22 protein-coding genes are annotated in these 24710 nt (G+C 32.6%); 7 read left to right on the top strand and 15 right to left on the bottom strand.

Features of this window, described 5'->3' with window-relative positions:
* Nucleotides 1-89: 89 nt before the first annotated feature.
* The 5 genes from NQQ59_RS12870 to NQQ59_RS12850 all read right to left on the bottom strand — a co-directional run bounded on the left by NQQ59_RS12870 (nucleotide 90) and on the right by NQQ59_RS12850 (nucleotide 7855).
* Nucleotides 90-1880 (bottom strand): hypothetical protein, encoded by a 1791-nt coding sequence (locus NQQ59_RS12870; protein ID WP_144215661.1) that lies wholly within the window; start codon nucleotides 1878-1880, stop codon nucleotides 90-92.
* 14 nt (nucleotides 1881-1894) lie between these two features.
* On the bottom strand, nucleotides 1895-3124 hold the full coding sequence (locus tag NQQ59_RS12865; RefSeq protein ID WP_144215660.1) for a DUF4249 domain-containing protein: 1230 nt from the start codon (nucleotides 3122-3124) through the stop codon (nucleotides 1895-1897).
* Nucleotides 3125-3128: 4 nt separating this feature from the next.
* Nucleotides 3129-5915 (bottom strand): TonB-dependent receptor, encoded by a 2787-nt coding sequence (locus NQQ59_RS12860; RefSeq protein ID WP_144215659.1) that lies wholly within the window; start codon nucleotides 5913-5915, stop codon nucleotides 3129-3131.
* Nucleotides 5916-6563, bottom strand: a complete 648-nt coding sequence (locus NQQ59_RS12855; protein ID WP_144221533.1) for a hypothetical protein — start codon at nucleotides 6561-6563, stop codon at nucleotides 5916-5918.
* A 329-nt stretch (nucleotides 6564-6892) separates the two neighbouring features.
* A complete protein-coding gene (locus NQQ59_RS12850) occupies nucleotides 6893-7855 on the bottom strand; it encodes a helix-turn-helix domain-containing protein (protein ID WP_144215657.1) in 963 nt (320 codons plus the stop codon).
* 105 nt (nucleotides 7856-7960) lie between these two features.
* Between NQQ59_RS12850 and NQQ59_RS12845 the strand changes: the two genes are divergently transcribed.
* Nucleotides 7961-9037, top strand: a complete 1077-nt coding sequence (locus NQQ59_RS12845; protein ID WP_144215656.1) for a fatty acid desaturase family protein — start codon at nucleotides 7961-7963, stop codon at nucleotides 9035-9037.
* 77 nt (nucleotides 9038-9114) lie between these two features.
* Here the strand turns inward: NQQ59_RS12845 and NQQ59_RS12840 are convergent, their stop codons facing one another.
* The 5 genes from NQQ59_RS12840 to NQQ59_RS12820 all read right to left on the bottom strand — a co-directional run bounded on the left by NQQ59_RS12840 (nucleotide 9115) and on the right by NQQ59_RS12820 (nucleotide 13999).
* Entirely contained in the window at nucleotides 9115-11250 is a 2136-nt protein-coding gene (locus NQQ59_RS12840) for a polyribonucleotide nucleotidyltransferase (RefSeq protein ID WP_144215655.1), read from the bottom strand.
* Nucleotides 11251-11420: 170 nt separating this feature from the next.
* Nucleotides 11421-11687 (bottom strand): 30S ribosomal protein S15, encoded by a 267-nt coding sequence (gene rpsO / locus NQQ59_RS12835; RefSeq protein WP_007804772.1) that lies wholly within the window; start codon nucleotides 11685-11687, stop codon nucleotides 11421-11423.
* A 100-nt stretch (nucleotides 11688-11787) separates the two neighbouring features.
* Complete coding sequence (locus NQQ59_RS12830) at nucleotides 11788-12732, bottom strand: energy transducer TonB (protein ID WP_144215654.1); 945 nt, start codon at nucleotides 12730-12732, stop codon at nucleotides 11788-11790.
* 82 nt (nucleotides 12733-12814) lie between these two features.
* Nucleotides 12815-13510 (bottom strand): toxin-antitoxin system YwqK family antitoxin, encoded by a 696-nt coding sequence (locus NQQ59_RS12825; protein WP_144215653.1) that lies wholly within the window; start codon nucleotides 13508-13510, stop codon nucleotides 12815-12817.
* Between the two features lie 33 nt (nucleotides 13511-13543).
* Complete coding sequence (locus NQQ59_RS12820) at nucleotides 13544-13999, bottom strand: GAF domain-containing protein (RefSeq protein WP_144215652.1); 456 nt, start codon at nucleotides 13997-13999, stop codon at nucleotides 13544-13546.
* A gap of 70 nt (nucleotides 14000-14069) precedes the next feature.
* Between NQQ59_RS12820 and xrtF the strand changes: the two genes are divergently transcribed.
* From xrtF to NQQ59_RS12790, 6 genes are all read left to right on the top strand, one after another.
* Nucleotides 14070-14606 (top strand): exosortase family protein XrtF, encoded by a 537-nt coding sequence (gene xrtF, locus NQQ59_RS12815; protein ID WP_144215651.1) that lies wholly within the window; start codon nucleotides 14070-14072, stop codon nucleotides 14604-14606.
* A complete protein-coding gene (locus NQQ59_RS12810) occupies nucleotides 14596-15042 on the top strand; it encodes an exosortase F system-associated membrane protein (RefSeq protein WP_144215650.1) in 447 nt (148 codons plus the stop codon). The genes xrtF and NQQ59_RS12810 overlap by 11 nt, the downstream gene beginning before the upstream one ends.
* A gap of 47 nt (nucleotides 15043-15089) precedes the next feature.
* Entirely contained in the window at nucleotides 15090-15488 is a 399-nt protein-coding gene (locus tag NQQ59_RS12805; protein ID WP_144215649.1) for an HYC_CC_PP family protein, read from the top strand.
* Between the two features lie 122 nt (nucleotides 15489-15610).
* On the top strand, nucleotides 15611-17620 hold the full coding sequence (locus NQQ59_RS12800; RefSeq protein WP_144215648.1) for a TonB-dependent receptor plug domain-containing protein: 2010 nt from the start codon (nucleotides 15611-15613) through the stop codon (nucleotides 17618-17620).
* Between the two features lie 61 nt (nucleotides 17621-17681).
* A complete protein-coding gene (locus NQQ59_RS12795; protein WP_144215647.1) occupies nucleotides 17682-18026 on the top strand; it encodes a heavy-metal-associated domain-containing protein in 345 nt (114 codons plus the stop codon).
* Nucleotides 18027-18160: 134 nt separating this feature from the next.
* A complete protein-coding gene (locus NQQ59_RS12790; protein WP_144215646.1) occupies nucleotides 18161-18841 on the top strand; it encodes a DedA family protein in 681 nt (226 codons plus the stop codon).
* A 169-nt stretch (nucleotides 18842-19010) separates the two neighbouring features.
* Here NQQ59_RS12790 and rodA read toward each other — a convergent pair whose 3' ends face one another.
* The 5 genes from rodA to NQQ59_RS12765 all read right to left on the bottom strand — a co-directional run bounded on the left by rodA (nucleotide 19011) and on the right by NQQ59_RS12765 (nucleotide 24701).
* A complete protein-coding gene (gene rodA, locus NQQ59_RS12785; protein WP_144215645.1) occupies nucleotides 19011-20246 on the bottom strand; it encodes a rod shape-determining protein RodA in 1236 nt (411 codons plus the stop codon).
* Nucleotides 20247-20261: 15 nt separating this feature from the next.
* Complete coding sequence (gene mrdA, locus NQQ59_RS12780; protein ID WP_144215644.1) at nucleotides 20262-22235, bottom strand: penicillin-binding protein 2; 1974 nt, start codon at nucleotides 22233-22235, stop codon at nucleotides 20262-20264.
* Nucleotides 22232-22738 carry a rod shape-determining protein MreD gene (locus tag NQQ59_RS12775; protein ID WP_144215643.1) on the bottom strand — a complete coding sequence of 169 codons (507 nt, stop codon included), beginning with the start codon at nucleotides 22736-22738 and terminating at the stop codon, nucleotides 22232-22234. The genes mrdA and NQQ59_RS12775 overlap by 4 nt, the downstream gene beginning before the upstream one ends.
* Nucleotides 22731-23561 carry a rod shape-determining protein MreC gene (gene mreC / locus NQQ59_RS12770; RefSeq protein WP_144215642.1) on the bottom strand — a complete coding sequence of 277 codons (831 nt, stop codon included), beginning with the start codon at nucleotides 23559-23561 and terminating at the stop codon, nucleotides 22731-22733. The genes NQQ59_RS12775 and mreC overlap by 8 nt, the downstream gene beginning before the upstream one ends.
* Nucleotides 23562-23672: 111 nt before the next feature.
* Nucleotides 23673-24701 carry a rod shape-determining protein gene (locus NQQ59_RS12765; RefSeq protein ID WP_008466528.1) on the bottom strand — a complete coding sequence of 343 codons (1029 nt, stop codon included), beginning with the start codon at nucleotides 24699-24701 and terminating at the stop codon, nucleotides 23673-23675.
* Between the last annotated feature and the right edge of the window lie 9 nt (nucleotides 24702-24710).

The raw sequence follows: 24710 nt of genomic DNA, 5'->3' as shown, positions 1-24710 counted from the left end.
CATGCATTCCATGCATTTTAAAGAATTAATCTATCCAAACCGAGGAACAATATTAGACGAAAACTTTGTACAGTCACCACAAACAGGTTTTATTTTACTGTAATGTTTTTTGAAACATAAACAGGTTGCCCATTATCTGTAAAACCTTCCAGAACAACTTCAAAATTTCCTTTTAAATCAGATGTGTAAAAAGATAAGCTATCCTCTTTTGTGTCTAATTTGATGTTAGGTTTCCATAACAACTGATATCTGTAATCTGGAATTCTTTGTAATTTATTGCCTGCTGCATAATCAGGATTATTATAGATTTTCTCAGGATTAGGACGTTGAATCTCCATTGTTTTTAGATATTTTCTGGCATAATTTGTAGAAAATTCATTGTCTTTGGTTTCAAAGCTAATTAATCCGCCATATAAATTTGGACCGTAAACATAAGGTTCGGTGATTAAACTGACTCTGCTGACATTTGCCATATTGTAATCGAAAAGATCGCTTGGATCCTGAATTAAAAGCCCATCAACAAGCACTAATGGCGGTCCGTAAATCATTAAATCTTTTTGATTATTTCTAATGTGCAGCTGATATTTACCATTTTCTCTTCTATAATAAAGTTCAACAATAACTTCAACAATGTTTTCTTTTAAAGTAGGAAATCTAGTGTAATCATCTAATACATACGATTTTTCGATAGTCGTAAAGAAAGGATTCATAACGGCCTCAGTAACCAAGCTGTCTTTCTTTATTTGATAGTAAGCATTTTGAATTTGACTTGCAGTTGATCTTTCTTCTATATCTTTTCTTAATTCTGGTGATAAATTAAGTTTTGATGTAAATTGCAAAGGAGAAGTATCAAACTTTGGAAAACCATCTAAATGAACAGTGTATTCACTTCTTTTTTCATCAATTACCTGTACTATAGCATTTGGGAAATTTGGAAATTGATCTAATAAAAATGCGAATTTCCCCTGAGAATTAGTCTTAACAATCTTCAATACATATTCTTTTCCTGGCAATGATAAAGCGATCGATTTGTTGCTTAAATCTCCGTTGGTACTTGATGTAATATAACCGGTAATTAATTCAGATCTTATTTCGGGAATATTGTCAAAAGTATTAGGAGTGTTAACATAGGCTTCGGCAGATTTTTTAGTAAATTCCGGAGAAGTCAATTGCTTTAATGTCGGAATTTGATCCGTTTTTCGAATTGAAACAGAATAGCTTCCTCTTTCTGTTGCTTCTGTTAGAGTTTTTAGTTTTAAATTTACTTTTTCTCTGGTATAATAACTTTCTTTATCAAATTCAAGATCGATTCTTTTGTCGTTTCCTAAATTGGAGTTCGTCGTTGCAACAGTTGCAGCTGTTTTCTGTGGATTAGAGAGATCAAATGTGATATTGTCGTTTTCCTCTTGAGTCTGAAACGGATTTATAATAAAAATGTCTATTTCATGCTTTTGCGAATGAACATTGTTTAACATCCATTTTGTGTATGCGATAATTTTGTAATTCCCAGTTTTTAAGGTTGTAGGTATAAAATAGTCACCACTTCCTATTCCATTATCTAGGTAAACTTTATTTTTTTGAATAGACGTTTTATCGCTGTTTACAAATTCAACATAGGCAATTTTACTAACTTGGCTTGTTTTGTTGTTTAGCGGGTTTAGGCAATATAACTTAAAGAATAATGTTTCTCCCGTCAAAAAAGTAGTCGTATTGGCGTGCAGAAAAATTGTTTCTTGGGTTGAGATATCTGGTGCAGTGTTTTTGTTTAGTGAATTCTGGGCAAAAACCAAACCATTTTGAATGAACAGAAAACTCAACAGAATCAACTGTTTGATTCTGTTGAGAATAGTAGTCTGAATAGGTATAGAAACGTGTTTCATTGAATTTATAAAGATTAATCTATCCAAAAAGGAGGAACTATATTAGACGAAAATGTAGTGCAGTCACCACAAGGAGGTTTTACCATTCCGTATTGATCAGTATAATTAGTAGATACTAATACTAATTCTCGGGATCTTATTATTCCGCGCAACTGTGGTCCGTTACAAGGAGGAAATCCTTCGCAATCTACAAAGTTTCTAATGTCACAATCTGTTTCATAGTATGGCGGAAGCCTTTCGTTTGGAAATAAATCAACATAATTAAAGAAAATTCTTTCTGAAGAAACTGCAGAAACTTCAAAGAAACCAATCACTTTTTCTGAAGGATTTTCTACAGATTTTATATTTCCATAAAAGAATCCAGGTTGTTTTGGTGAAAGGATACCTCCTGTAGTAGATAAATCTTTCAAAGTTTTGTAATACGTATAGGCAGCTAAATTTTGAACATATTGTCTGACGAAAATGCTGTATCGATGCGAGATTATATAGCTTTGATCGCTTATGAAACGAACAGGAAAGTGTACGCGATCTTCACTAAGGCTATTGGTATTGTTTAAAATAATATAGTCTGATTTTTTGGTAGAATAACAAGTTTTAGTTTCTCGGTTTCTAGGTCTTACTACAATTTTTTCTCCAGGAGGAACTTCTGGAATCCCATCTATAGGATTTGCTGGAATGCCAGGGGTGTTTTCCATAACTGCTTCTCTGGAATCCCATACAGGTGCTATAATTTTATAGGTTTCGGTATACTCGTATCTATAATATTTTGAAGTATTACTAGGGTCAAAACTGTTTATATTGATTTGCACACCTCTCTGACCATTAATATTTTCAACAGTAGCCGTTACATTATCAATTTTAGTTTCAGTTGTTAAAACCTGTTCGTCAGAAGTGTAGTTTTTACCTTCGCTGGTTCTAATTTTTAATTGATATTTTCTTCCGGGTTCTGGCTTAAAAGGTGTTATAGATTCGTAAACAGTATCTTTTTCTGCAAACTGATATTCGTTTCCCTGATCGTCTAAAATAAACACATTGGCGCCTTTTTCCATTCTTGGCCCATTTTCCTCGAGCTGATAGACTTGTGAAAGTCTGATAACTTGATTTTTAAATTCGTTTGTTATGGTTCCCTCAACTACAAGCGCACTTTCAAAATCCGTGTTCTGAAAAAGGTATTGTTCAGTACAACTGCTAATAGCAAATGTCAGAATTAAAAATAAAGAGATTTTATATATGTATTTTTTCATGGTTTTAAAACTTGAAATTGTAAGTAATACTTGGAATTGGAATAGCGAAAATAGATGTTTTGTAGGCTTTGATTTGTCCTTTGTCAGTAATAAAAAACACAGAATAAGGGTTGTTTCTTCCTAAAACATTATAAACCGAAATATTCCAAAAACTATGAGCTAACTTCTTGATTTTGTGATTTCCTTCAATGTTCAAACCAAGGTCTAGTCTAAAATAATCAGGGATTCTAAATTTGTTACGATCACTGTATACAGTATATTGCTCGTTGCCATAATCATATCTTCCAATAGGATATGTAATTGGTCTTCCTGTCTGATAAGCAAAGTTACTTGAAAAACTGTAACGTTTTGTAATTCTGTAGTTTAATACAGCGCTAAAGTCGTGTGGTTTATCAAAATTAGAAGCAAAATATTTTCCGTCATTTACTTTTTCCTGCTGAAACTGACTGTTAAGTTTGATTAAAGATCTTGAATAAGTGTAACCAATCCAACCGTTCAATTTTCCTACTTGTTTCTTTAGTAAAACCTCTATACCGTAAGCTTTCCCTTCTCCTTGTAAAAGTTCGGTTTCAATATTTTCGTTAAGTAATAATTCAGCACCAACTTTGTAATCCAGAATGTTTTTAGATCTTTTGTAATATCCTTCTAAACTAAGCTCAACATCCCCATTTTTTAAGTTTTGGTAAAGACCTAAAGAAACTTGTTGCGCATTTTCTGGTTTAACATTCAAATCTGATAATTTCCAGATATCGGTCGGAGATTGTGTTGTATTATTAGACAATAAGTGAATGTATTGAAAGGTTTTGTCATAACTCGCTCTCACAGAAAAATCATCAGTAATAAAATATCTGGCAGCAATTCTTGGTTCAAATCCGCCGTAGCTTTTGATGGTTTCATTGTTGCCATACGTTTTGGTGTCAATTACTGTGGCATCGCTAATGGGTAAATTTTCTTCATAAATTCTCTGAGTAGATTTTCCTAAAGCAGCGAAATAGGAATATCGCAAACCAAAATCGAGAAGAAATTTATCGCTTATTTTAAAATTATCACCAACATATGCAGCAGATTCTAAGCCTCTTTCGGTTTGAATATCAACTGGGACCAATGAAGACTGCGGATTTTTCGGATTTAAATATCCTGGATCTACAGCATACAGTTTTGTAGAAATACCGTAACTGAATTTATGTTTCGAATTGAATAGATAAATCATCTTTAGCATTGCCTGCGTCTCGTCGATTTTATACCCAAAATCAAAATTATTTATTCCTTCAGATTCGTAATCGATATTAAACTTGTATTCACTATTTGTTACGATTAAAGAGCCTTTATTTTTGTCATTAAAAGTATGGTTCCATTTTAATGTTGCTAATCTGTTGCTGTATTTATACAACGAGTCTGAAGAAACGCTAAATTTATCATGACTGTAATATAGAGTAGACTCAATGTCATTATTGGCGTTTATTTTATGATTGTATTTAAGAATGAAATCGTAAAAAGAAGCCTGACTGTTTTTTAGATTTTCGTCATCTAAACTTTTTAAAATATAATCTGAGTACGTTGCTCGTCCTCCAAAAATTAAGCTTGATTTCCCTTTAACAACAGGAGCAGAAAGCATTAAATTACTCGTTACAGGCCCAATACCACCTTCTCCCTGAAATTCGTTTACATTTCCACTTTTAGATGAAATATCAAAAACAGATGAAAGTCTTCCTCCAAATTCGGCAGGAATACTTCCTTTGTAGATGTCAACTTTTTTGGTTGTATACGGATTTAATGCAGTAAAAAAACCAAAGAAATGAGATGGGTTGTATAAAGTTGCATGATCTAATAAAAATAGATTCTGATCTTCTTTTCCTCCTCTTACATTAAATCCGGCAGAACCTTCTCCTGCTGTTTTTATTCCAGGCATCGTTAAGGCAACTTTAAGAATGTCACGTTCTCCAAGTACCAACGGAACATTTTTAATTCCTTCAGCATCAATAGTAGTAACGCCTGTTATAGCAGATTTAGCACTTTTGCTTTTATTGGTTTTGATTAATACTTCATCCAGTTGATTTATGTTGTCTGTTAATGAAAAGTTTAATGAGCCATCATTATAAACCATGATGTTTTTGGTCACTTTATTGTATGAGAAACTCTCAGTTTCAATAACGTTTAAACCTCCAGGAACCTGCAAGCTGTAATATCCTTTTTTGTCTGTTGAAGCAGTAAATTCAGAATTGGGTACTTTTACAATAATATTGGCAAGTGCAGAATTGTTTTTTCCGCCTCGTATAAAGCCCGATAAGGTATAAGTAGGTTTCTTTTTTTGATTTTTAACTTCTTTACCAATCAGAACAAGATCTCTAATATTCTTGTTAGGATTTCGCGAATTTGTCTTTTTTATAGAGTCGTATTGCTGATAAAATATCGGAGTTGTTGTTTGTCCATTTTCATCTCTTTCAAGAGGAATTCCAAAATAATCATCAGGTAACTGGCTGTAAATTATACTATTGTTTGTGACAATAACCTTGTTGTCAGAAATGTAAAAGTTAAAACTTGTATTTTGAAAAACCTCTTCAAGAACTTCTGCAATTCTTACTTCTTTGTATTTTTTATTTATAGAAGTACTGTCGTTTTCAAACCATTTTTCATCAAAGAAAAACTTATAGTAAGACACTTTTTCAATATCCTGAACAGCAGTTTTTAAATTAGCATTCTTAAATTCAACCGATATTTTGTCGCTAATAATTTGAGAATGTATGATTTGTTGAAAGGTTATTAAAAATAGAATAAGAGTAATTTTTTTCATTTAATTAGAACTTTTTTTTAAAAGACCATTGATTTGTTTCGTTAGATTTTCCATGAATTGCGCTTTATTGGAACGTTCTAATTTCTTGTCAGTACTATAAAAACTGTTTATTTCTTTTTTATAATTTGGAAAAATCTTCTTAAAATCCCTTTCTGTTTCAACCTTATAGAAAAAGTTATTGTATTTTAAGATGTAGTTTATTTTGTAAATGAAATTGTAGTGAATGAGATCGGCTTGTAGTGATTTTACTTTTTCTTTAGAATGTTTAATATAGAGAGAAACATTGTCGCCAACATAAGCTTCTTCGTAAATTCCTTTTATAGTAGAAGGAAATTTTATTGACTCGTCTTTAAGATTGACGAATTTTTTATTCTTAATAAAGAAATAATCGACTTTTTCTGTAATTAAGTTAATCGGTAAGTTTTCCGATGATCCGTTTTGTTTGTAGATAACCTGATCTAGCAGAATGTCGTATTTCAGATTTACTTTGGTATAAATCTGACCTTCATAGCTGATGTCTTCAAGATTGAACTCGTCAAGATAATACCTGTTTTTGCCAGCCAAAGGACGAAAAGGTTCGCTATGAACGATTCCGTTATTGATATTTAAGTTGTCTTTTCCTACGGCTTCATCGAAGTAATCGTACAATGATGATTTTTCAACAGATTGGGAATGTAAGTGCGATATGTTGAAAAAGCCCGTGAATATTGAAAGATAAATGATTTGTTTTTGGTAATTTTTCAAGGGAATATGATTAGTTTGTTTTTTGGTTGATTGATTTCAAAAGTATTAAAAAAAGGTTATAAATAAAACGCGGGATTGTTAAATTGTGATATTTTTTTTATATTTTTAAATAAATAGTGCGGATTATTTTTGTTTTTTTGGGGTGTAAGTAAGAATTAAGAAATTTGAACTTACTTAAAGGAAAATCAAAATCAGCCCAAAGCTCAATGAAAGCGGTACTTTTGTTTGATTAATTAAAAATGTAAATCTACCTGAGAGTTTATTTTTTCGGCATAATACTCTATTTTTCGAATAGTTCGATTAAAGAAAAGATTTTGTTCCTTGATGCCGGATTGTCTCAAAGGTTTCGAATTGATAATCTGCTGCTTAAAAAACTGATGAACATTTTTACAACTTTCTTCATTATCAGTTATAAAATACCCCAAGAGAGTGTAGGGAACAAACATAGTTAATCTCTCTTCTGTCTCAATAAGCATGTTGTTGTTCAGTAAAATAAGCTCGTTATAATAAATCGAAAAATTATTAGAAGGATTATTGCATTTTTCCTGAATTACATTGATAATTCGTTTCAAGTCTTTCAATAAAGCATTTGCACTATTTAATTTGAGTAAACCAGCTTCATAAAAATAGAGTATTTGCTGTAAGCTGCTATTTATAGTGGTGTCATTCCAAATCTCGTTTACAATAGTATTTTCGTAGACTTTTTTTAATTTCTGCATGTATTCAGAGAAAGATTCTTCTATGACGAAGTTTTCAAACGAAACTTTTTTTTGTTCATTATTCAAAAGATTCAACCAGACAAATGCTTTGAATTTGGATAAAATTGTTCCATCCATAAAGTAAAATAATGGAATATCCTTGGCAGAATAAAATAAAGTGGTGCCAGTATTTTTTGTCAATATTTCGATTTGCTCTGCCGATGATTTAAAATAGAGCAACATGTCTTTCATTGTTGTAATCTCAATAGTTTTTTCGACAATTACTTTTTCTTGTTTAGAAAATAATTTATCTAAAGAAATATTATAATGATGTGCAAGTTTGACAGTTTCGTCTATCGAAAATTTACTTTTTTGAGAAATCCTTCGATGTGAAGCATCATAACTGATTTCTAATACAGCAGCTATTTCATCTATTAAAGAAACAGACTTAGCGATTTTGTTTCTGATTGCCTTTAAGAATAATTCTTGTGTTTTCATGATTTGCGATAATCACAAATTTAATAAAAATCTTTATTGCTTTACACAAATTCAACTGCGATAATTGCAATAGGTTTGTCTTGTAATTTTAAAAAGACATTTTTTATGAAAGCTAAATATTTCAGTAAATCTGAGGAGGAAAAACTCTTTTTCTCTACATTGAAACAGCGAGTTTATGAACAACTTCAGGGTAAAATTATTTCTTATGGAGATGCCCGATTTTGGTTTAAAGGATTGTTTTGGACACTTGTTTGTTATCTATCATACCTTGCACTTTTTTCGAATTCTATAAATAAAATGAGCTTTTGGCTGTTGTATGTTGTCTTTCAGTTATCAGGATTGTTGATAGGATTCAGTTTTGGCCATGATGCTTCACATAATACTGCATTCAAAAATAAAAAAGCAAACTCAGTTCTGCATTTTCTTAGTTTTCTCACTGTTGGTATTGATCCAATGTTGTGGGGTTTAAGACATATACGTTCGCATCATTTATATGCAAATGTAGAAGGAAGCGATGTCGATATTGACAAGAATCCTTTCTTGAGATTGGGACCAACACATTCTTGGAAACCCATGCATAGATATCAAGCTTATTATGCACCTTTTGTTTACATGTTCACTTTGCTGCATTCTGTTTTTATGAGTGATTGGGTATATTTATTTTCAAACGAATATAATTGGATGAAGCGAGGTGTTCCAAAAGTAGAGTTGTATTTTAGATTTCTATTCTATAAGATATTTTATTTTTCTCTGGTTTTAATTCTTCCCATTTTATTTTCTCATTTTGAATGGAGTTTTATAGTTTGGAGTTATTTTACTGCTAGCGCTTTTACATCGATGGTGTTTATTATTATGTTGGTTGGAACACATTTTTTTGATGGTGCAGATTATCCTCAGCCTGAAGGAGAGTTTCTCGAACATACTTGGGCGGTTCATCAGCTTCATACTAGCTGTGATTGGAATGCAGATAAAGGCTGGGCTAGATTTCTAAGTGGTGGTTCAAATTGTCATGCAGCGCATCATCTTTTTCCTAATGTATGCCATACTAATTACAGTGAAATAAATTCAATAATCGAAGAAACAACAAAAGAGTTTAAGCAACCCTATCATCATAAAACCTTGTTAGAAATGATGTTTTCTCATTTTAAACATCTTCATAAAATGGGTAATCCTGAAAGTTAATATAAAACGAAAAACCCCAACTCAAATAAATGAGTTGGGGTTTTCTATGAATAAACCTTTAGTAAACTAAGATCTGATTACTCTTTTTTCTCCTCACGTGGAGGTCTTGGAACAAGTGCTTTTTTAGACACTTTTTCTTTTTTAGTTTTAGGATCGATTCCTAAGTATTTCACTTGGAAAACATCTCCCATTTTAACTACGTCAGCAACGTTTTCAGTACGTTCCCAAGCCAATTCAGATACGTGAAGCAATACTTCGTTTCCTGGTGCAGCAGTATATTCTACAACAGCTCCAAAATCAAGCATCTTAATTACTTTAACTTCGTAAGCTTCTCCCATTTGAGGTTTGAAAGTTAAAGCGTCAATTTTAGCCAATACAGTTTTGATTCCTTCTGGATCAGTTCCTAAAATTTCAACAACTCCTTGTTCGTCAACTTCATTGATTACGATAGTTGTTCCAGTAGCTTTTTGTAATTCTTGAATTACTTTTCCACCAGGTCCGATTAATGCTCCAATAAAGTTTCCAGGAATTGTTCTTGTAATGATTTTTGGTGCGTGAGCTTTAACGTCTGCTCTTGGTGCAGCGATAGTTTCAGTTAATTTACCTAAAATGTGTAAACGTCCGTCACGTGCTTGAGATAAAGCTTGCTCCATAATGTCATAACGTAAACCATCAATTTTGATGTCCATTTGACAAGCAGTAATTCCGTCAGCAGTTCCAGTTACTTTAAAGTCCATATCTCCTAAGTGATCTTCATCTCCTAAGATGTCAGACAATACAGCAAATTTCTCACCATCAGTAATCAATCCCATAGCAATACCAGAAACTGGTTTTACCATTTGAACTCCAGCGTCCATAAGGGCCATTGTTCCAGCACAAACTGTTGCCATAGAAGAAGAACCGTTAGATTCTAATACCTCAGAAACAACACGGATTGTGTAAGGACAATCAGCAGGAATCATATTTTTTAATGCTCTTTGAGCTAAGTTACCGTGACCAACTTCTCTTCTTGAAGTTCCTCTTAATGGTTTTGCTTCACCAGTAGAGAAAGGAGGGAAGTTATAGTGTAAGTAGAATTTCTCTTCACCTTGCTCTGATGGAGAATCGATTTGGTTTGCTTCTCTAGAAGTTCCTAAAGTTACTGTAGCCAAAGCTTGAGTTTCTCCACGTGTAAATAAAGAAGATCCGTGAACTCTTGGTAAATAATCCGTTTCGCACCAGATTGGTCTGATGTCTGTAGTTTTTCTACCATCTAAACGAACGCCTAATTCTAAAACTACATTACGAACAGCTTCTTTGTTTGTTTTGTAGAAATATTTAGAAACTAAATCACCGTCAGCAGCTAATTCTTCTTCAGTAAATAAAGCTTTTACTTCTTCTTTTACTTCAGCAAATGCAGCACCTCTTTCGTGTTTAGCTGATCCAACTTTTGCAATAGCATAAATTTTATCGTAAGCCGCTTCTTTTACTTTTTTGTAAATTTCTTCGTTTTCTTTTTCACCTTCGTAAGTACGAATTTCTTTTTTACCAAAAGCTTCTTGTAAACGGTATTGTGCCTGAATTTGAACTTTGATAGCCTCGTGAGCAAATTTAATAGCTTCGATCATTTCAGCTTCTGAAATTTCTTTCATCTCACCTTCAACCATTGCAACAGAATCCATAGAAGCTCCAATCATCATATCGATGTCTGATTTTTCTAATTCTTCTCTACTTGGGTTGATTACTAATTTTCCGTCTATACGTGCAACACGTACTTCAGAAATCAAGTTGTAAAATGGAATGTCTGAAACTGCTAATGCTGCAGAAGCCGCTAAACCAGCTAAAGCATCTGGCATAACAGTTTCGTCGTGAGACATTAACTGAATCATAACTTGAGTTTCAGCATGGTAATCGTCTGGGAAAAGCGGACGCAATACACGGTCAACTAATCTCATTGTCAATACTTCGCTGTCGCTTGGACGTGCTTCTCTTTTAAAGAAACCTCCAGGAAAACGACCTGCTGCTGCGAATTTTTCGCGGTAATCTACCGTTAATGGTAAGAAATCAACGCCTGGGTTTGATGTGCGAGCTGAAACTGCTGTTGCAAGAATCATAGTGTCGCCCATTCTAACTACTACAGAACCATCAGCTTGTTTTGCTAAACGTCCTGTCTCGATTGTGATGCTTCTGCCATCACCTAAATCGATTTTTTCTACAAATAATTGTGGAATCATAAATTTTTTCCTTTTTGATTATACAATGGGTTTTAGTTGTGTTGTAGTTGTTGTTGTGTGTAGTTGTTGTTATCTAAAACCCAATGAAAAACCAAACTTTTTTTCTTGTAATAGTATGCGTGTAATGTAAAAACAAAAAGAGGCACTTTCGCACCTCTTTTCTATATTGATTATTTTCTGATATTCAATACTTTGATAATCTCACGATATCTGTTGATCTCTTTCTTTTTCAAGTAATCCAACAAAGCTCTTCTTTTACCTACTAATAGTACAAGAGAACGCTCAGTGTTGTAATCGTGACGATTTTTTTTCAAGTGTTCAGTTAAGTGAGAAATTCTGTAAGTGAACAATGCAATTTGACCTTCTGCGCTTCCAGTGTTTGTTGCACCACCGTGTTGTGCGAAAATCTCTTCTTTCTTTTCTTTAGTTAAATACATTCCAATATTATTTTAATGATTTTTATGTATGTCAATACAACTTTTGTAAGACGGGTGCAAAATTAAAACTTTTTTTTGGAAAAATAAATTTTATTGCGTCTTATTTTGCCATTATTGTTATTGGTAATTTATAAAGTGCTCTAACAGGAATGCCTCTTATCTTTCCAGGATTCCATTTTTGGGCTTCTTTAATCAATTGTATTGCATTTTCATCGATGCCATAACCAACGCCTTTTAATACTTTTGGGTCCATTAGATTTCCTTCTTCATCTACTATAAAGGTCATGTATATTTTTCCAGAAACTTTTCTGGCTTCAAAAGGAATACGCATTGACTTCCCAACATAGCTGTAGAATGAATTTATTCCATTTTTAGGACTTGGTCTAAGGTATTTTGTGCCGTACGAATGTTTTGTATTTAAAGAATCGGTAGTGACACCTGAAACTAATTCACCATTTTTATACATTTCAATAAAACTTGATTTTTTCTTAAAATCCTTACCAGTCCAAGTGCCGTCTGGTACACCATTTTTTATTTGACCAGATTGTTCACTGTTTTCGCTTTTATCAGAATAATATCCATTTCCATCTGCAACAATTCGTTCTTTTTCTGGATTCCAAAAGTTATTAATTTTACCTTCTTCTCTCGCTTTTTTATCTTCAGAAAAATCAATCTCAGATTTTATATTTCCATTTTCGTACCAGTTGTATTCCCTTCCTGATTTTTTATCTTTTACATAATTGACAGTATATTTTTTATTCCCATTTTCATAATAAGAAACTACTTGTCCCTCATTTATCATAACATCTCTGTTTAAAGTGACGGCAATAAATTTTAACTTTCCTGATTTGTAATAGTCTTTATAAGTATAAGATTCTTTATTAGAGTAGTAATCTTCTATAAGTCGGGTGTATTTATAATTTTCCTGAGTACTTGGATTCCACATAGAATCTAGGTAAATCAACTTATTAGTGTTTGATTCGTGTTGTGAAAATGCTTTCACAGAAATTAAAATAAAAAATAAAAGACGTAAAATTTGTTTCATAGAGGATTGGAAATAAAATTACGCCAAAGTAATATTTTTAATACAAATTAACAAAGCCTTTATATTAACAAATGGAGAATGTTTATTTTGATTTTGGTGTCTTTTTTCCTGACTGTTTTTCGCCTAAAGAAGAATAAGAAAATTTGATGTTATTTTCGTCTACACTTGTTCCCGAAACTAAAACTCCTTTGTCATAGTTGTCACTAAAAGTGGTTTTTCGAATTTTATCATTTCCAAGCCATACGCCTTGTTTTAAACCATTTTTTATTTCTCCTTTTTGAGTGATAAATTGGTCTGATTCCTCATATTCTCCATTTCCATCAGTTACGGTTTGAGTTTTATCTTCGTTCCAGCAATTCAGAACAAGGCTTTGTGATTTTTTGGTTTTTGGATCCCAGGAATTCTGTTTCTCACACTTTTTACTTTGGTTTTCGTACCAAGTAATTTCTTTTCCCGATTTATGATCATCAGAATAATCAATAACAGATTCTTTTGCTCCGTTTTTATAATAGCAAATAAATTCTCCGTCCTTTTTCAGGATATCTCTGTCGAGAGTAGCGCCAGTCATTTTCTTTCTTCCGTTTTTGTAGAAATCGGTAATAACGTATCGGGCACTTTTTTGAGAATAATTGGTTATTACTCTTGCATAACTATAGTTTGTAGGAGTGGTTTCACGATTTAATGAGTCAAGAAAAATCTTTTTCGAGACCATATTAATTTGTGCAGAAAGACCAGAAGAAACTATAACAAGAAGTAATGTGTAAATGTTTATTTTCATTCTGGTCTATTTTTTATACTAAAAATAGGGTTTCTAGAATAATTTCGCAACTTCTTGATTTACGAATTCAAGGAATCTTTCGTCAGCTTCTGTAAACGGATCAATAACGTGACTGTCAATATCAATCTGGCCAATATTTACTCCGTTAACAAAAAGAGGTACTACGATTTCAGATTTAACAGTAAGGCTGCATGCGATATAATTGTCCTGAGCCTTAACATCTGGAACCACAAAATTAGCATTGCTTTCTGCTACCTGACCGCAAATTCCTTTTCCAAAAGGAATTACAGTATGATCTGTTTCTGCACCTACATAAGGACCAAGATGTAAAGTTTTGGTATCGTGATTTGCAAAATAGAAACCAACCCAGTTGTAATATTCTATATTTTGATTTAACAGCTGACAAACTGCTAATAATTTTTCGTCTCTATTTGTTTCATTGTCAGTAATAATACTGCTTATCTTTGGTTGTAACTCTTGAAATGTCATGATGTGAAATTTTATACAAAAGTATTTAAAGCTAAACTCAAAAAATACATAAATTTGAAAAAAAAATCTCTTGAAGAAATATTTAGTCCAGTTTAAACCATTTTTAATTTTCGTAGGGATCTTTTTCTTGACGTATATTGTGTTGACATTGCTTTACAATTATTATTTAAATAGTTATGAAGGTAATGATCTTGACAGTATAACGGTAGTTGTAAGCAGAAACGTAGACCAATTACTAAAGCTTTTTAATTATGATGTCATCATTCAGAAAAGTACTAGAAATCCTTGGATGGAAATTATTTTCAATGGTAAAAATCTGGCAAGTATAACAGAGGGATGTAATGTTGTGAGTATCATGATTCTTTTTGTTTCTTTTGTTGCAGCATTTTCAGGAAAACTAAAACAAACTGTTCTGTTTATGATTTTTGGAATTTTGTCTCTGTATGTTTTGAATATAGTAAGAATTGCGTTGTTGACCGTTCTCTTGTTTAATTTTCCAGAACAAAATCATTTCCTTCATGGAGTTGTTTTTCCGTTGATTATTTACGGATATGTCTTTATTTTATGGATTTTTTGGGTCAATAGATTTTCGAGATATGCTAAATAATTTAAAAGAAAATAAACTTCAGATTTTTGTTGCGGTTCTTGTAATAATGGGCTTTGCTCTAATTAGGAGTTTCGAAACGGAATTGTTTTATGATCCTTTTTTAAACTACTTCAAGGATGATTTTACGAATCTACCATATCCTGAATATGATAGTTTAAAACTCTTTTTTGGACTTTTTTTTCGTTATTTTCTTAATTCGGTTTTATCTCTGTTGTTGATTTACGTCTTATTTAGAAATAAGGATATTTTAAAATTCAGTCTGTTTGTGTACCTTTTTTTTCTGGTAGTACTTTTAGGATTGTTTTTTGTAATTCTGGAATTTTCTCCAAATGCAAGTTGGCTTCTTTTTTATGTGAGAAGATTCATCATTCAGCCAATTCTTGTGCTGTTGTTTATTCCAGGATTTTACTATCAGCTCCAAAAAACTAAAAAATAACATTTATTTTGGTTTTTTTATCGATTGTTTTTGAATAGTTTTGCAGTATGAATTTAAAGAAGTGCACAGGACTGTTTTTGGCGTTCCTATTATTGGTTTCCAATATTGGGTTTGCTTTTGATGTGCATTATTGTGGAGGAAAAATTGCTTCCATTTCGTTAAATACTACAGTAGAACCAGTAATTGAAAAAAAATGTTGCGGTTCTAAAGAAAAAAAGAATTCTTGTTGTAAAGATAAAGTTGTTCATTTCGAAAAGAAATCAGACGATGCAACAATCAAATTCTTTTTCTTTCAATTTGCTTTCCCGGCGACTATTCAAGATTACAAACCTTTAGTCTTTTTAGAACTTCCAGGTTTTAAAAAGAAAGAAGTTCTTTCGTATTATGCCGATGCGAATGCGCCCCCCTTATTCAAATTATACCATCAGTATATTTTCTATTCCTGATTTTAATGTTTTTAAGATAAAATACAAGTCTTAGTTAAGGCTTTGTGTTTACATTTTTCATTGTTCTTCGTTTTGAACAATGAGCAAGAATGTAATTCTATTCAACATTAAAATCATTTTTTATGCAAAAAAATATAATGCTTTTTGCAGCATTTTTGCTTTCTGTTTCTATGTTTTCACAAGAAGATTTAGAAGAAGTAAAAATCAATAAAAAGCAAAAAGGAATTAAAAAATCCTATACATTAACATCCAATACATCTGTAATAACAAGTAAAGAATTGCTTAAAGCGGCCTGCTGTAATCTGGCAGAAAGTTTTGAGACCAATCCATCAATCGACGTCAATTTCTCTGACGCTTTAACAGGAACCAAACAAATCAAAATGCTTGGTTTGACCAGTCCTTATTTAATGATTACAGAAGAAAATATTCCTTCTGTTCGTGGAGCTTCTCAAGCTTATGGTTTGTCTTTTACGCCTGGAACCTGGATAGAAAGTGTTCAGATTACCAAAGGAGCGGGAAGTGTTATAAATGGTTACGAAAGTATTTCGGGGCAGATCAATACAGAGCTTTTGAAACCTTTAAGCGATATTCCTTTCTTCTTGAATGCTTACGGTTCAACTGATTCTCGTTTTGAATTAAACACTCATTTCAATAAAAAACTATCAGACAAATGGGCAACCAGTTTATTTGTTCATGGAAATGCGCGTGTCGCAAAGAACGACATGAATAATGATGGTTTTCTGGATAATCCGTTAGGAAAACAAATCAATGTTTTAAATCGCTATCAATATTATAATCCGGAAAGTGGTTTGGTTAGTTTTATCAATTTCAGATATATGAATGATAAAAAGCAAACTGGAGAACTTGATTTTGATAAAGATCGTGATCGCGGAACTACAAATTTCTGGGGTTCAGAAATCAATACAGAACGATTTGATGTTTCTACGAAAATCGGTTATGTATTTAAAGATATGCCGTATCAAAGTATTGGTTTTCAAAATGCTTTTAATACACACCGACAAGATTCTTATTTTGGTTTAAATCAGTATGATATCAAACAAAACAGTTTTTATTCTAATTTGATTTTCAATTCGATCATCAGCAATACCATGCATAAGTTTACAACTGGTTTGAACTTTACTTACGATCAGTATCAGGAATTTGTAAATGTGACAGATTACAGTAGAATTGACAACTCAGTTGGAGCATTTTTTGAATATACTTATGATAATACCGATAATTTTAGTTTGATTTTAGGAGGAAGAGTAGACAATCACAACCGATTAGGTTTTTTTGTTACTCCAAGATTACACATGAGATATAATCCTTGGAAAAATGGTGTTATTCGTTTTTCTGCAGGAAGAGGAAAACGTACAGCTAATATTTTTGCTGAAAATCAACAGCTTTTTGCAAGTTCAAGAAATTTTTCAATTCTTGATTATAGCGGAAAAGTATATGGATTAAACCCAGAAATTGCTTGGAACTATGGAATTAGTTTCTCTCAGAAATTTAAAATTTTTAATAAAAATGCCGATGCAGGTTTCGACTTTTATAGAACCGATTTTCAAAATCAGGCTGTAGTAGATGTAATGCAAAGCCCTCAACAAGTATTGTTTTATGACTTGAAAGGAAGCTCTTTTGCAAACAGTCTTCAGGTAGAGTTTAATTATGAATTGGCTCGTAATTTAAATTTGAGAACAGCATATAAATATTATGACATTCAAACCGATTATTTAAGAGGTTCATTTCAGCGTCCGCTTCAGGCGAAGCATCGTTTCTTAGGGAATTTAGAGTACGAAACCAATTTAACTGATGATGACAAACAATGGAAATTTGACTTTACATACAATTGGTCAGGAAAACAACAATTGCCTTATACAGCTTCAAATCCTGAAGGAGATCGATTTCCAGATTTTTCACCAGCTTATGCTGTCATGAATGCACAAGTAACTCGCGTTTTTTCTTCTGTTTTTGAAGTTTACATAGGAGGAGAGAATATTGGAAATTACAAACAAGAAAAAGCAATTTTAGGAGCAGAAAATCCTTTTGGACCTAATTTTGATGCATCTGTAGCATATGCGCCAATTTTTGGTCAGATGTATTATGCAGGATTAAGATTTAAGATTAAGTAAATACGTAATTATAATATCAAACAACAATAACAATTTCAATTAATAATTAAATATAAATAAGATGAACAAATTAGTTTTATTAGTAGTAATGATAGCTCTTTTTGGATTTTCGGCACAAGCTCAAACTAAAAAGAATAAAAACCTAAAATATACAACAGAAGTAAATGGTAACTGTGAGCAATGCAAAAAACGAATTGAAAAAGCGGCTTTTGCTGTTCCGGGAGTAAAAATGGCAACTTGGGATGTGAGTTCTCATCAACTTTCTGTAGTTATGAATGAAGAAAAATCATCTCCTTTGGATTTAAATAAAGCAGTTGCAAAGGTTGGTCATGATACTAAGGATGTTAAAGCAACAAATGAAGATTACGAAAATCTGCATAGCTGTTGTAAGTATGTAAGAGAATAATTATTACTTAAGCCCAAGCGTTAGTTTGGGCTTTTTTTAATAGTTAATTTATGTTTAAAATACCGCATTTTATTGTGGTTAAGCTAAATTATTGTTACTTTCACCAACTTATAAAGATAACCAACTCCCCTTGTATGAATAAATTTGATTGGACCCAGTTAATAAACCCTGAATTTTATATTACTTTAAGTGTTGGAGGTATTCAGATTGGGTTATTTATTGTGCTGTTTATAGTATTTGCTGAAACAGGACTTTTCGCAGGATTCTTTTTGCCTGGAGACAGTTTACTATTTTTAGCAGGTATTTACAGTCGCGATTTAATGGAAAATGTAGTATCCATTCCTAATGATTTTATAAATGTATTTTTACTTTCTACTGCTGTTGCAATAATGGGAGTTTTAGGAAACATGACAGGTTATTGGTTTGGTGCAAAAAGTGGTTATTATTTGTTTAAAAAAGAAGATTCTTTTTGGTTTAAGAAAAAATACCTACTTCAGTCAAAAGATTTCTTTGAGAAGTATGGTGGAAAAGCAATTATCTACGCTAGATTCCTTCCAATCTTTAGAACATTCGCTCCAATAGTTGCAGGAATTGTTTCAATGGACAAAAAGAAGTTTATGTTTTACAATATTTTGAGTTCTTTTCTTTGGTCATTCATTTTAATCTTCGCAGGACATTATTTGTATGGTGTCTTTCTGAAACAAGGAATAGATTTAAAGAAACATATTGAATACATTATTATAATTATCATTATTATATCAACTTTCCCAGTCTTGGTGAAGCTTTTAAAAAAGAGACCAAACGAACAGATATAATTAATTAAAGAGCATAAAAAATCCGAAGCTAAAACTTCGGATTTTTTTATGGATTTATATGAACTTAATAAGGTGATAAGTTGTACTTAAAGTTTGAGTAAAACCTTATCTCAGTTAGTGCACTTTATTTATATTGGAATTTAAAATTTAAAATTTAACTATTTAGATTTTACCATTCATTCACTTTATTAGCGTCCATTTTAAGGAAAATAAACAACAATATCGTAAATCCCCATAGTCCAGAACCTCCATAAGAAAAGAAGGGCAGAGGAACTCCAATTGTTGGGAAAATTCCAATTACCATGGCAATGTTTACAAAGAAGTGTATAAAGAGAATGGCAGAAACACAATATCCGTAGACTCGGCTAAATTTTGTTTTCTGTCTTTCGGCTAAATAAATTACTCTTAATAATAATGCAACAAAAAGTAAAATTACAGTAAACGAACCGGCAAATCCCCATTCTTCACCAACAGTCGTAAAGATGTAATCGGTATGTTGTTCAGGAACGAATCCTCCTTTAGTTTGTGTTCCTTCCAGAAAACCTTTTCCTATCCATCCTCCAGATCCGATAGCAATTTCAGATTGATTGGTGTTGTATCCAATCCCTTTCATGTCCACTGTTTTACCTAATAAAATGTTGAAACGGTCTCTGTGGTGTTGTTTGAAGACGTTATCAAATACGTAATCTACAGAAAAGACAAATCCTGAAATTAAGGCTAATAAGATTGCGCTAAGTAATAAATTACGGTCAACAACACGGCCTTTGAAATGGATAATAGTTAGAATTGCAAAAGCAATTAAAATAACGACATAAGGTTCTAAAACCAATGTAAGTACAAAAAGTACAATGGTTATAAAAGCGGTCCAAACGTACCAAGAAGGCAATCCTTCTCTGTATAATACTAAAATAAAAGCACTATAAATCAAGGCACTTCCAGGGTCTGGTTGCGGTAAAATAAGCATTACGGGTAATAGCATAATAGCTAAGGCCTGAATCTGTCTGTTGGTTTCTTTTAAGTTGATTTGTGTATCACTTAAATATTTAGCCAAAGCCAAAGACGTTGCTGCTTTTGCAAATTCTGATGGCTGTAAGGTGAAGCTTCCTATTGCATACCAGCATCGTTGTCCGGCAATTGTTTTTCCGAAGAGAAATAATCCTGCTAGTGATAATAAAGCAACACCAAAGATTATACTGGCGTATTTTTCATAAAACTTACCATCAACAAAAAGCACAACAAAGATTAATGGAACTGTACATCCAATAAAAATAAGTTGTTTTTGGTAGGTTCCATCGGTTGATAATAAAGACGACGAATAGATATTCAGCCAACCTAAAGTTACCAGCGCAATGTAGATAAAGACACTTATCCAATCAATATTATTTTTTACACTCTGATTTTTCATTTGAAATAATCTTTCTTAGTTTTTCTTAGTAGTGTCTACTGCTGTTTTTTTGACTTCAGTTTTTGGTGCTGTTGTAACTGGTGCTTTTGGCTTTATAATTTTGGCTTGCAGTACAGAATCTTTTGGTACAGATTCAATTTTGCTTGCATCAGTTAGTCCGCCTAATTTAGCATATTCTGGAAGCAAACTTTTGTTTAATACTCTTATTTCCAAATCAGTTCTAGTGATTTTCTTTCTCAAGTATTTTTCAATCATCAAACTTGCGATTGGTCCAGCAACAGTTGCTCCAAAACCTCCATTTTCAATCATAACTGCAATTGCAATTTTTGGATTGTCTTTTGGTGCAAAAGCCACAAATATAGAGTGGTCTTTAAGTTTTTCTCTTTTACCGTTTATTTTAGCGTAATTCTCTGCTGTTCCTGTTTTTCCGCAAATATCAATTCCTTCAACTCGAAGAGCATGTGCTGTACCTTTGTTGTAAACATCAAACAAGCCGCTGATAACGGGCGGGAAATATTTTTGATCAATAGTGGTCACATGTTTTGTAGTGAACTTTTCGTCGATCTTTTCTCCTTCAATCTTTTTGATGATGTGAGGAGTATAATAATATCCTTGGTTAGCAACAGTTGCCATCATATTGGCCAACTGGATAGGTGTCATTAGAACCTCACCCTGACCAATTGCGTTCGATACAATTGTTGAGCTTCTCCATCCTCCGTTAGGATAAATTCTTTTATAGGTTTTTGAAGTCGGAATGTTACCTCTTTTTCCAGTAGGCAAGTCGTACCCCATAAATTGTCCTAAACCAAAACTTTTTACGTGATCACTCCAAACATCTACCGCTTTTCCTGGGTCAGAATATTTGTTGATTGTCAACATATAGGCCTGGCCAAAGTAAGTGTTACAAGAATTGTAAATTCCGTTATGAAGCTGATGTGGTCCAAAACCGTGACATTTCATAAAACGACCACCACCATAACTAAAACCGTGATGACACATAAAAGTTGTTTGTTCGTTTACAACACCTTCTTGGAGCGCAACCAATCCTGTTAAAATTTTAAAAGGAGAACCTGGAGGGTACTCTGCTAAAAGACCTCTGTCGTACAATGGTTTTGCAATAGAATCGTGATATAAAAGCGTGTAGTTTTTAGATCTTTGACGACCAACTAAAATTCCGGGATCATATGATGGAGCCGTGACTAAAGCAAGAATCTCTCCAGATTTAGGTTCAATAGCTACAATTCCTCCTCTCTTATTAATCATTAATTCTTCACCATATCTTTGAAGAGCAGCGTCAATAGTTATATTGATGTCTTCTCCTGCAACTGCAATAGTGTCATATTTTCCTTCTTTATAAGGGCCAATTTCTCGGTTATATTTATCTTTCTGAATGTATTTTACACCCTTTATTCCACGTAAAACTTCTTCGTAGCTTTGTTCTACGCCTTGTACTCCAACTAAATCTCCACTGTTGTAATATGGATTTGTTGCTATCAAACGTTCGTCGGCCTGTCTAATAGAACCAAAAACATTTGCGCCATAATCTGCCTCATAATCACGAAGTGATCTTTTTTGGAAATAGAAGCCTTCGTATTTTCTAAGTTTTTCTTGAAAGGCAGCAAATTCATTTTTGTTCAACTGCGATAAGAAAACAGATGGAAGTCGCGGACTGTAGACTTTTGCTTTTTCAATACGTTTATGATAGTCTTCTGGAGTAATATTTAAAAGCGTACAGAATTCCGTAATATTTAAATCTTTTTTTACCTCTCTAGGAATAACCATAATGTCATAAGAAGCCTGATTAGCAACAAGAAGTTTCCCGTTTCTATCGTAGATGTAGCCTCTTTCAGGGTAGTCATAAACTTTTTTTATCGCATTGTTTTCAGATTTCAGTTTGAAGGAATCATCGATAATCTGCAGATAAAAGATCCTGATCACTAGCAAAGATGCTGCAATAATAATTATAGTGGGCAGCAGAACTTTTCTCATCGTTTATTGGGCTTAATAAGATAAATTATTATTATGGAGGTGATTATGGTAAAAATTGAGCTAAATAAGGTTCGGAGTAAAATGTCCCAGATAAATTTGAATTGAAATGCTTCAAGAACAAATAATACAATGTGGTGCATTAAAACCGAAACGAGTATAAATGAAAATCGCTCTGGTGTTAAAGAATCGTTTAGTTTTATGGTTTGATATTCGTAACTCAGTCCAAAAGAAAACTTAAAGATATAAGGCCTGTAATAAGCTAAAACAACACAAGCCGTTGCATGTATTCCTCCAGAATTACAGAACATATCCATCATTAGTCCAAGTAAAAAGCTCGATAAGATTAAACCTGCTTTATTGCTATTTACAGGGTACAACATAATGTACAAGATATACGGAAAAGGACTTATGTAGCCTAAGAAGTTCATATTGTTGAAAATAACAATCTGAACTGCCAGCAGCATAATAAATCGAAAAATATTTACCAACAAAGCGCTATTCATCTTTCTCTTTGCTTTTGTTTTCTAAATTAATAAGTTCTTCTCTCCCTTTACTTTTAATGATGTAAACATGTCCTAAATTGGTCATATCATTAAACAGTTTTACTTTTATAACATAAAAACTTGTACCTTCTTTTTTGTATACAATATCAACCGTTCCAATATTAATTCCTTCAGGGAAAATAACAGATTGACCACCGGTTACAATGGTATCACCTTTTCTAATTGAAGCTAATCTAGGAACGTCTTCTAATTGTACATATCCTGTACTTTTTCCGTTCCATGTTAAAGAACCAAAATGATTTGATTTTTTGATTTTCGCATTGATATGCGACTTCATATTCAAAATACTAACAACTGTTGAGTAGTTTGGAGATGTATTATCGATAACTCCGACAATTCCTAAACTATTGATAACTCCCATATCTTGTGTAACTCCGTCTTTGCTTCCAGAGTTTAAAGTGATATAATTCTCGTGAGTGTTGTATGAATTATGAATTACTTTAGATACAATTATATCTGAAGGTTTTACACCTTTAATACTATCAGGTGTAGGTGGTTTTGTAGTGTCTTCTTTATTGAATAAAAGACTTTTTAATCTTGCGTTCTCAAGTACAAGTTCGTCGTTTTCTGCTCTTAAATTCAAATATTCGTTAACACGATTGATTCTTTCGTAAACACCACCGCTTAAAAAATTAGCAGAACTGATTACCTTGCTTCTGTGATAGGAATGTGATTGAACTGTGAGTCCTAACGAAATACCTAAAAGCAGCAAAAACAGCAATCGATTACTGTTTCTTATAAGGAAATTAAATATTTGCTGCATTTCTTGTCTGGTTATTTTGTTTCAGGATATGCTTTATGATTTCAAGTTTTACGAGGATCAAATATTGAAAACTTGATCCTCATAAAAGTAAATTGATTGTTATTTTGAATCTTATTTGATTAAGATACTTTTAAATTTTGCAATGTTTTTTAGAGCCATTCCTGTACCGCGAACAACAGCTCTTAAAGGATCTTCTGCAATATAAACAGGTAAATCTGTTTTTTGAGAAATACGTTTGTCAAGACCTCTCAACATAGATCCACCACCTGCTAAATAGATACCTGTGTTGTAGATATCGGCAGCTAACTCAGGAGGAGTTTGAGATAATGTTTCCATAACAGCATCCTCAATACGCTGAATAGATTTGTCTAACGCTTTTGCGATTTCACGGTAAGAAACATCTACTTGTTTTGGTTTACCCGTAAGCAAATCTCTACCCTGAACTGACATATCTTCTGGTGGTCCATCTAAATCTTCGATAGCCGCTCCAATTTGAATTTTAATTTTTTCAGCAGTACTTTCTCCTACGAAAAGGTTGTGTTGTGTACGCATGTAATACACGATGTCATTTGTGAAAACGTCACCCGCAATTTTTACAGATTTATCACAAACAATTCCACCTAATGCGATAACAGCGATTTCAGTTGTACCACCTCCGATATCCACAATCATGTTACCTTTTGGTTGCATAATGTCGATTCCAATACCGATTGCAGCGGCCATTGGTTCGTGAATTAGGTAAACTTCTTTTCCGTTAACTCTCTCACAAGATTCTTTTACTGCACGCATTTCAACCTCAGTAATTCCAGAAGGAATACAAACTACCATTCTTAAAGCTGGAGTAAACATTCTCTTTTTTAATGCAGGAATACTTTTAATGAACATATTGATCATTTTTTCCGAAGCATCAAAATCGGCAATTACACCATCTTTCAAAGGCCTTATGGTCTTGATATTTTCATGCGTTTTACCTTGCATCATGTTGGCTTCTTTACCAACAGCGATGATTTTGCCTGAAACTCTGTCGCGTGCTACGATAGAGGGGCTGTCAATAACAACTTTATCATTATGAATGATCAAAGTGTTTGCGGTACCAAGGTCTATTGCAATATCCTCGGTCATGAAATCAAAAAATCCCATAAGTTTTTT

The sequence above is a fragment of the Flavobacterium panacis genome, from assembly GCF_024649945.1.
Taxonomy (GTDB): Bacteria; Bacteroidota; Bacteroidia; order Flavobacteriales; family Flavobacteriaceae; genus Flavobacterium; species Flavobacterium panacis.
This window is presented reverse-complemented; position numbering and strand designations above follow the sequence as displayed.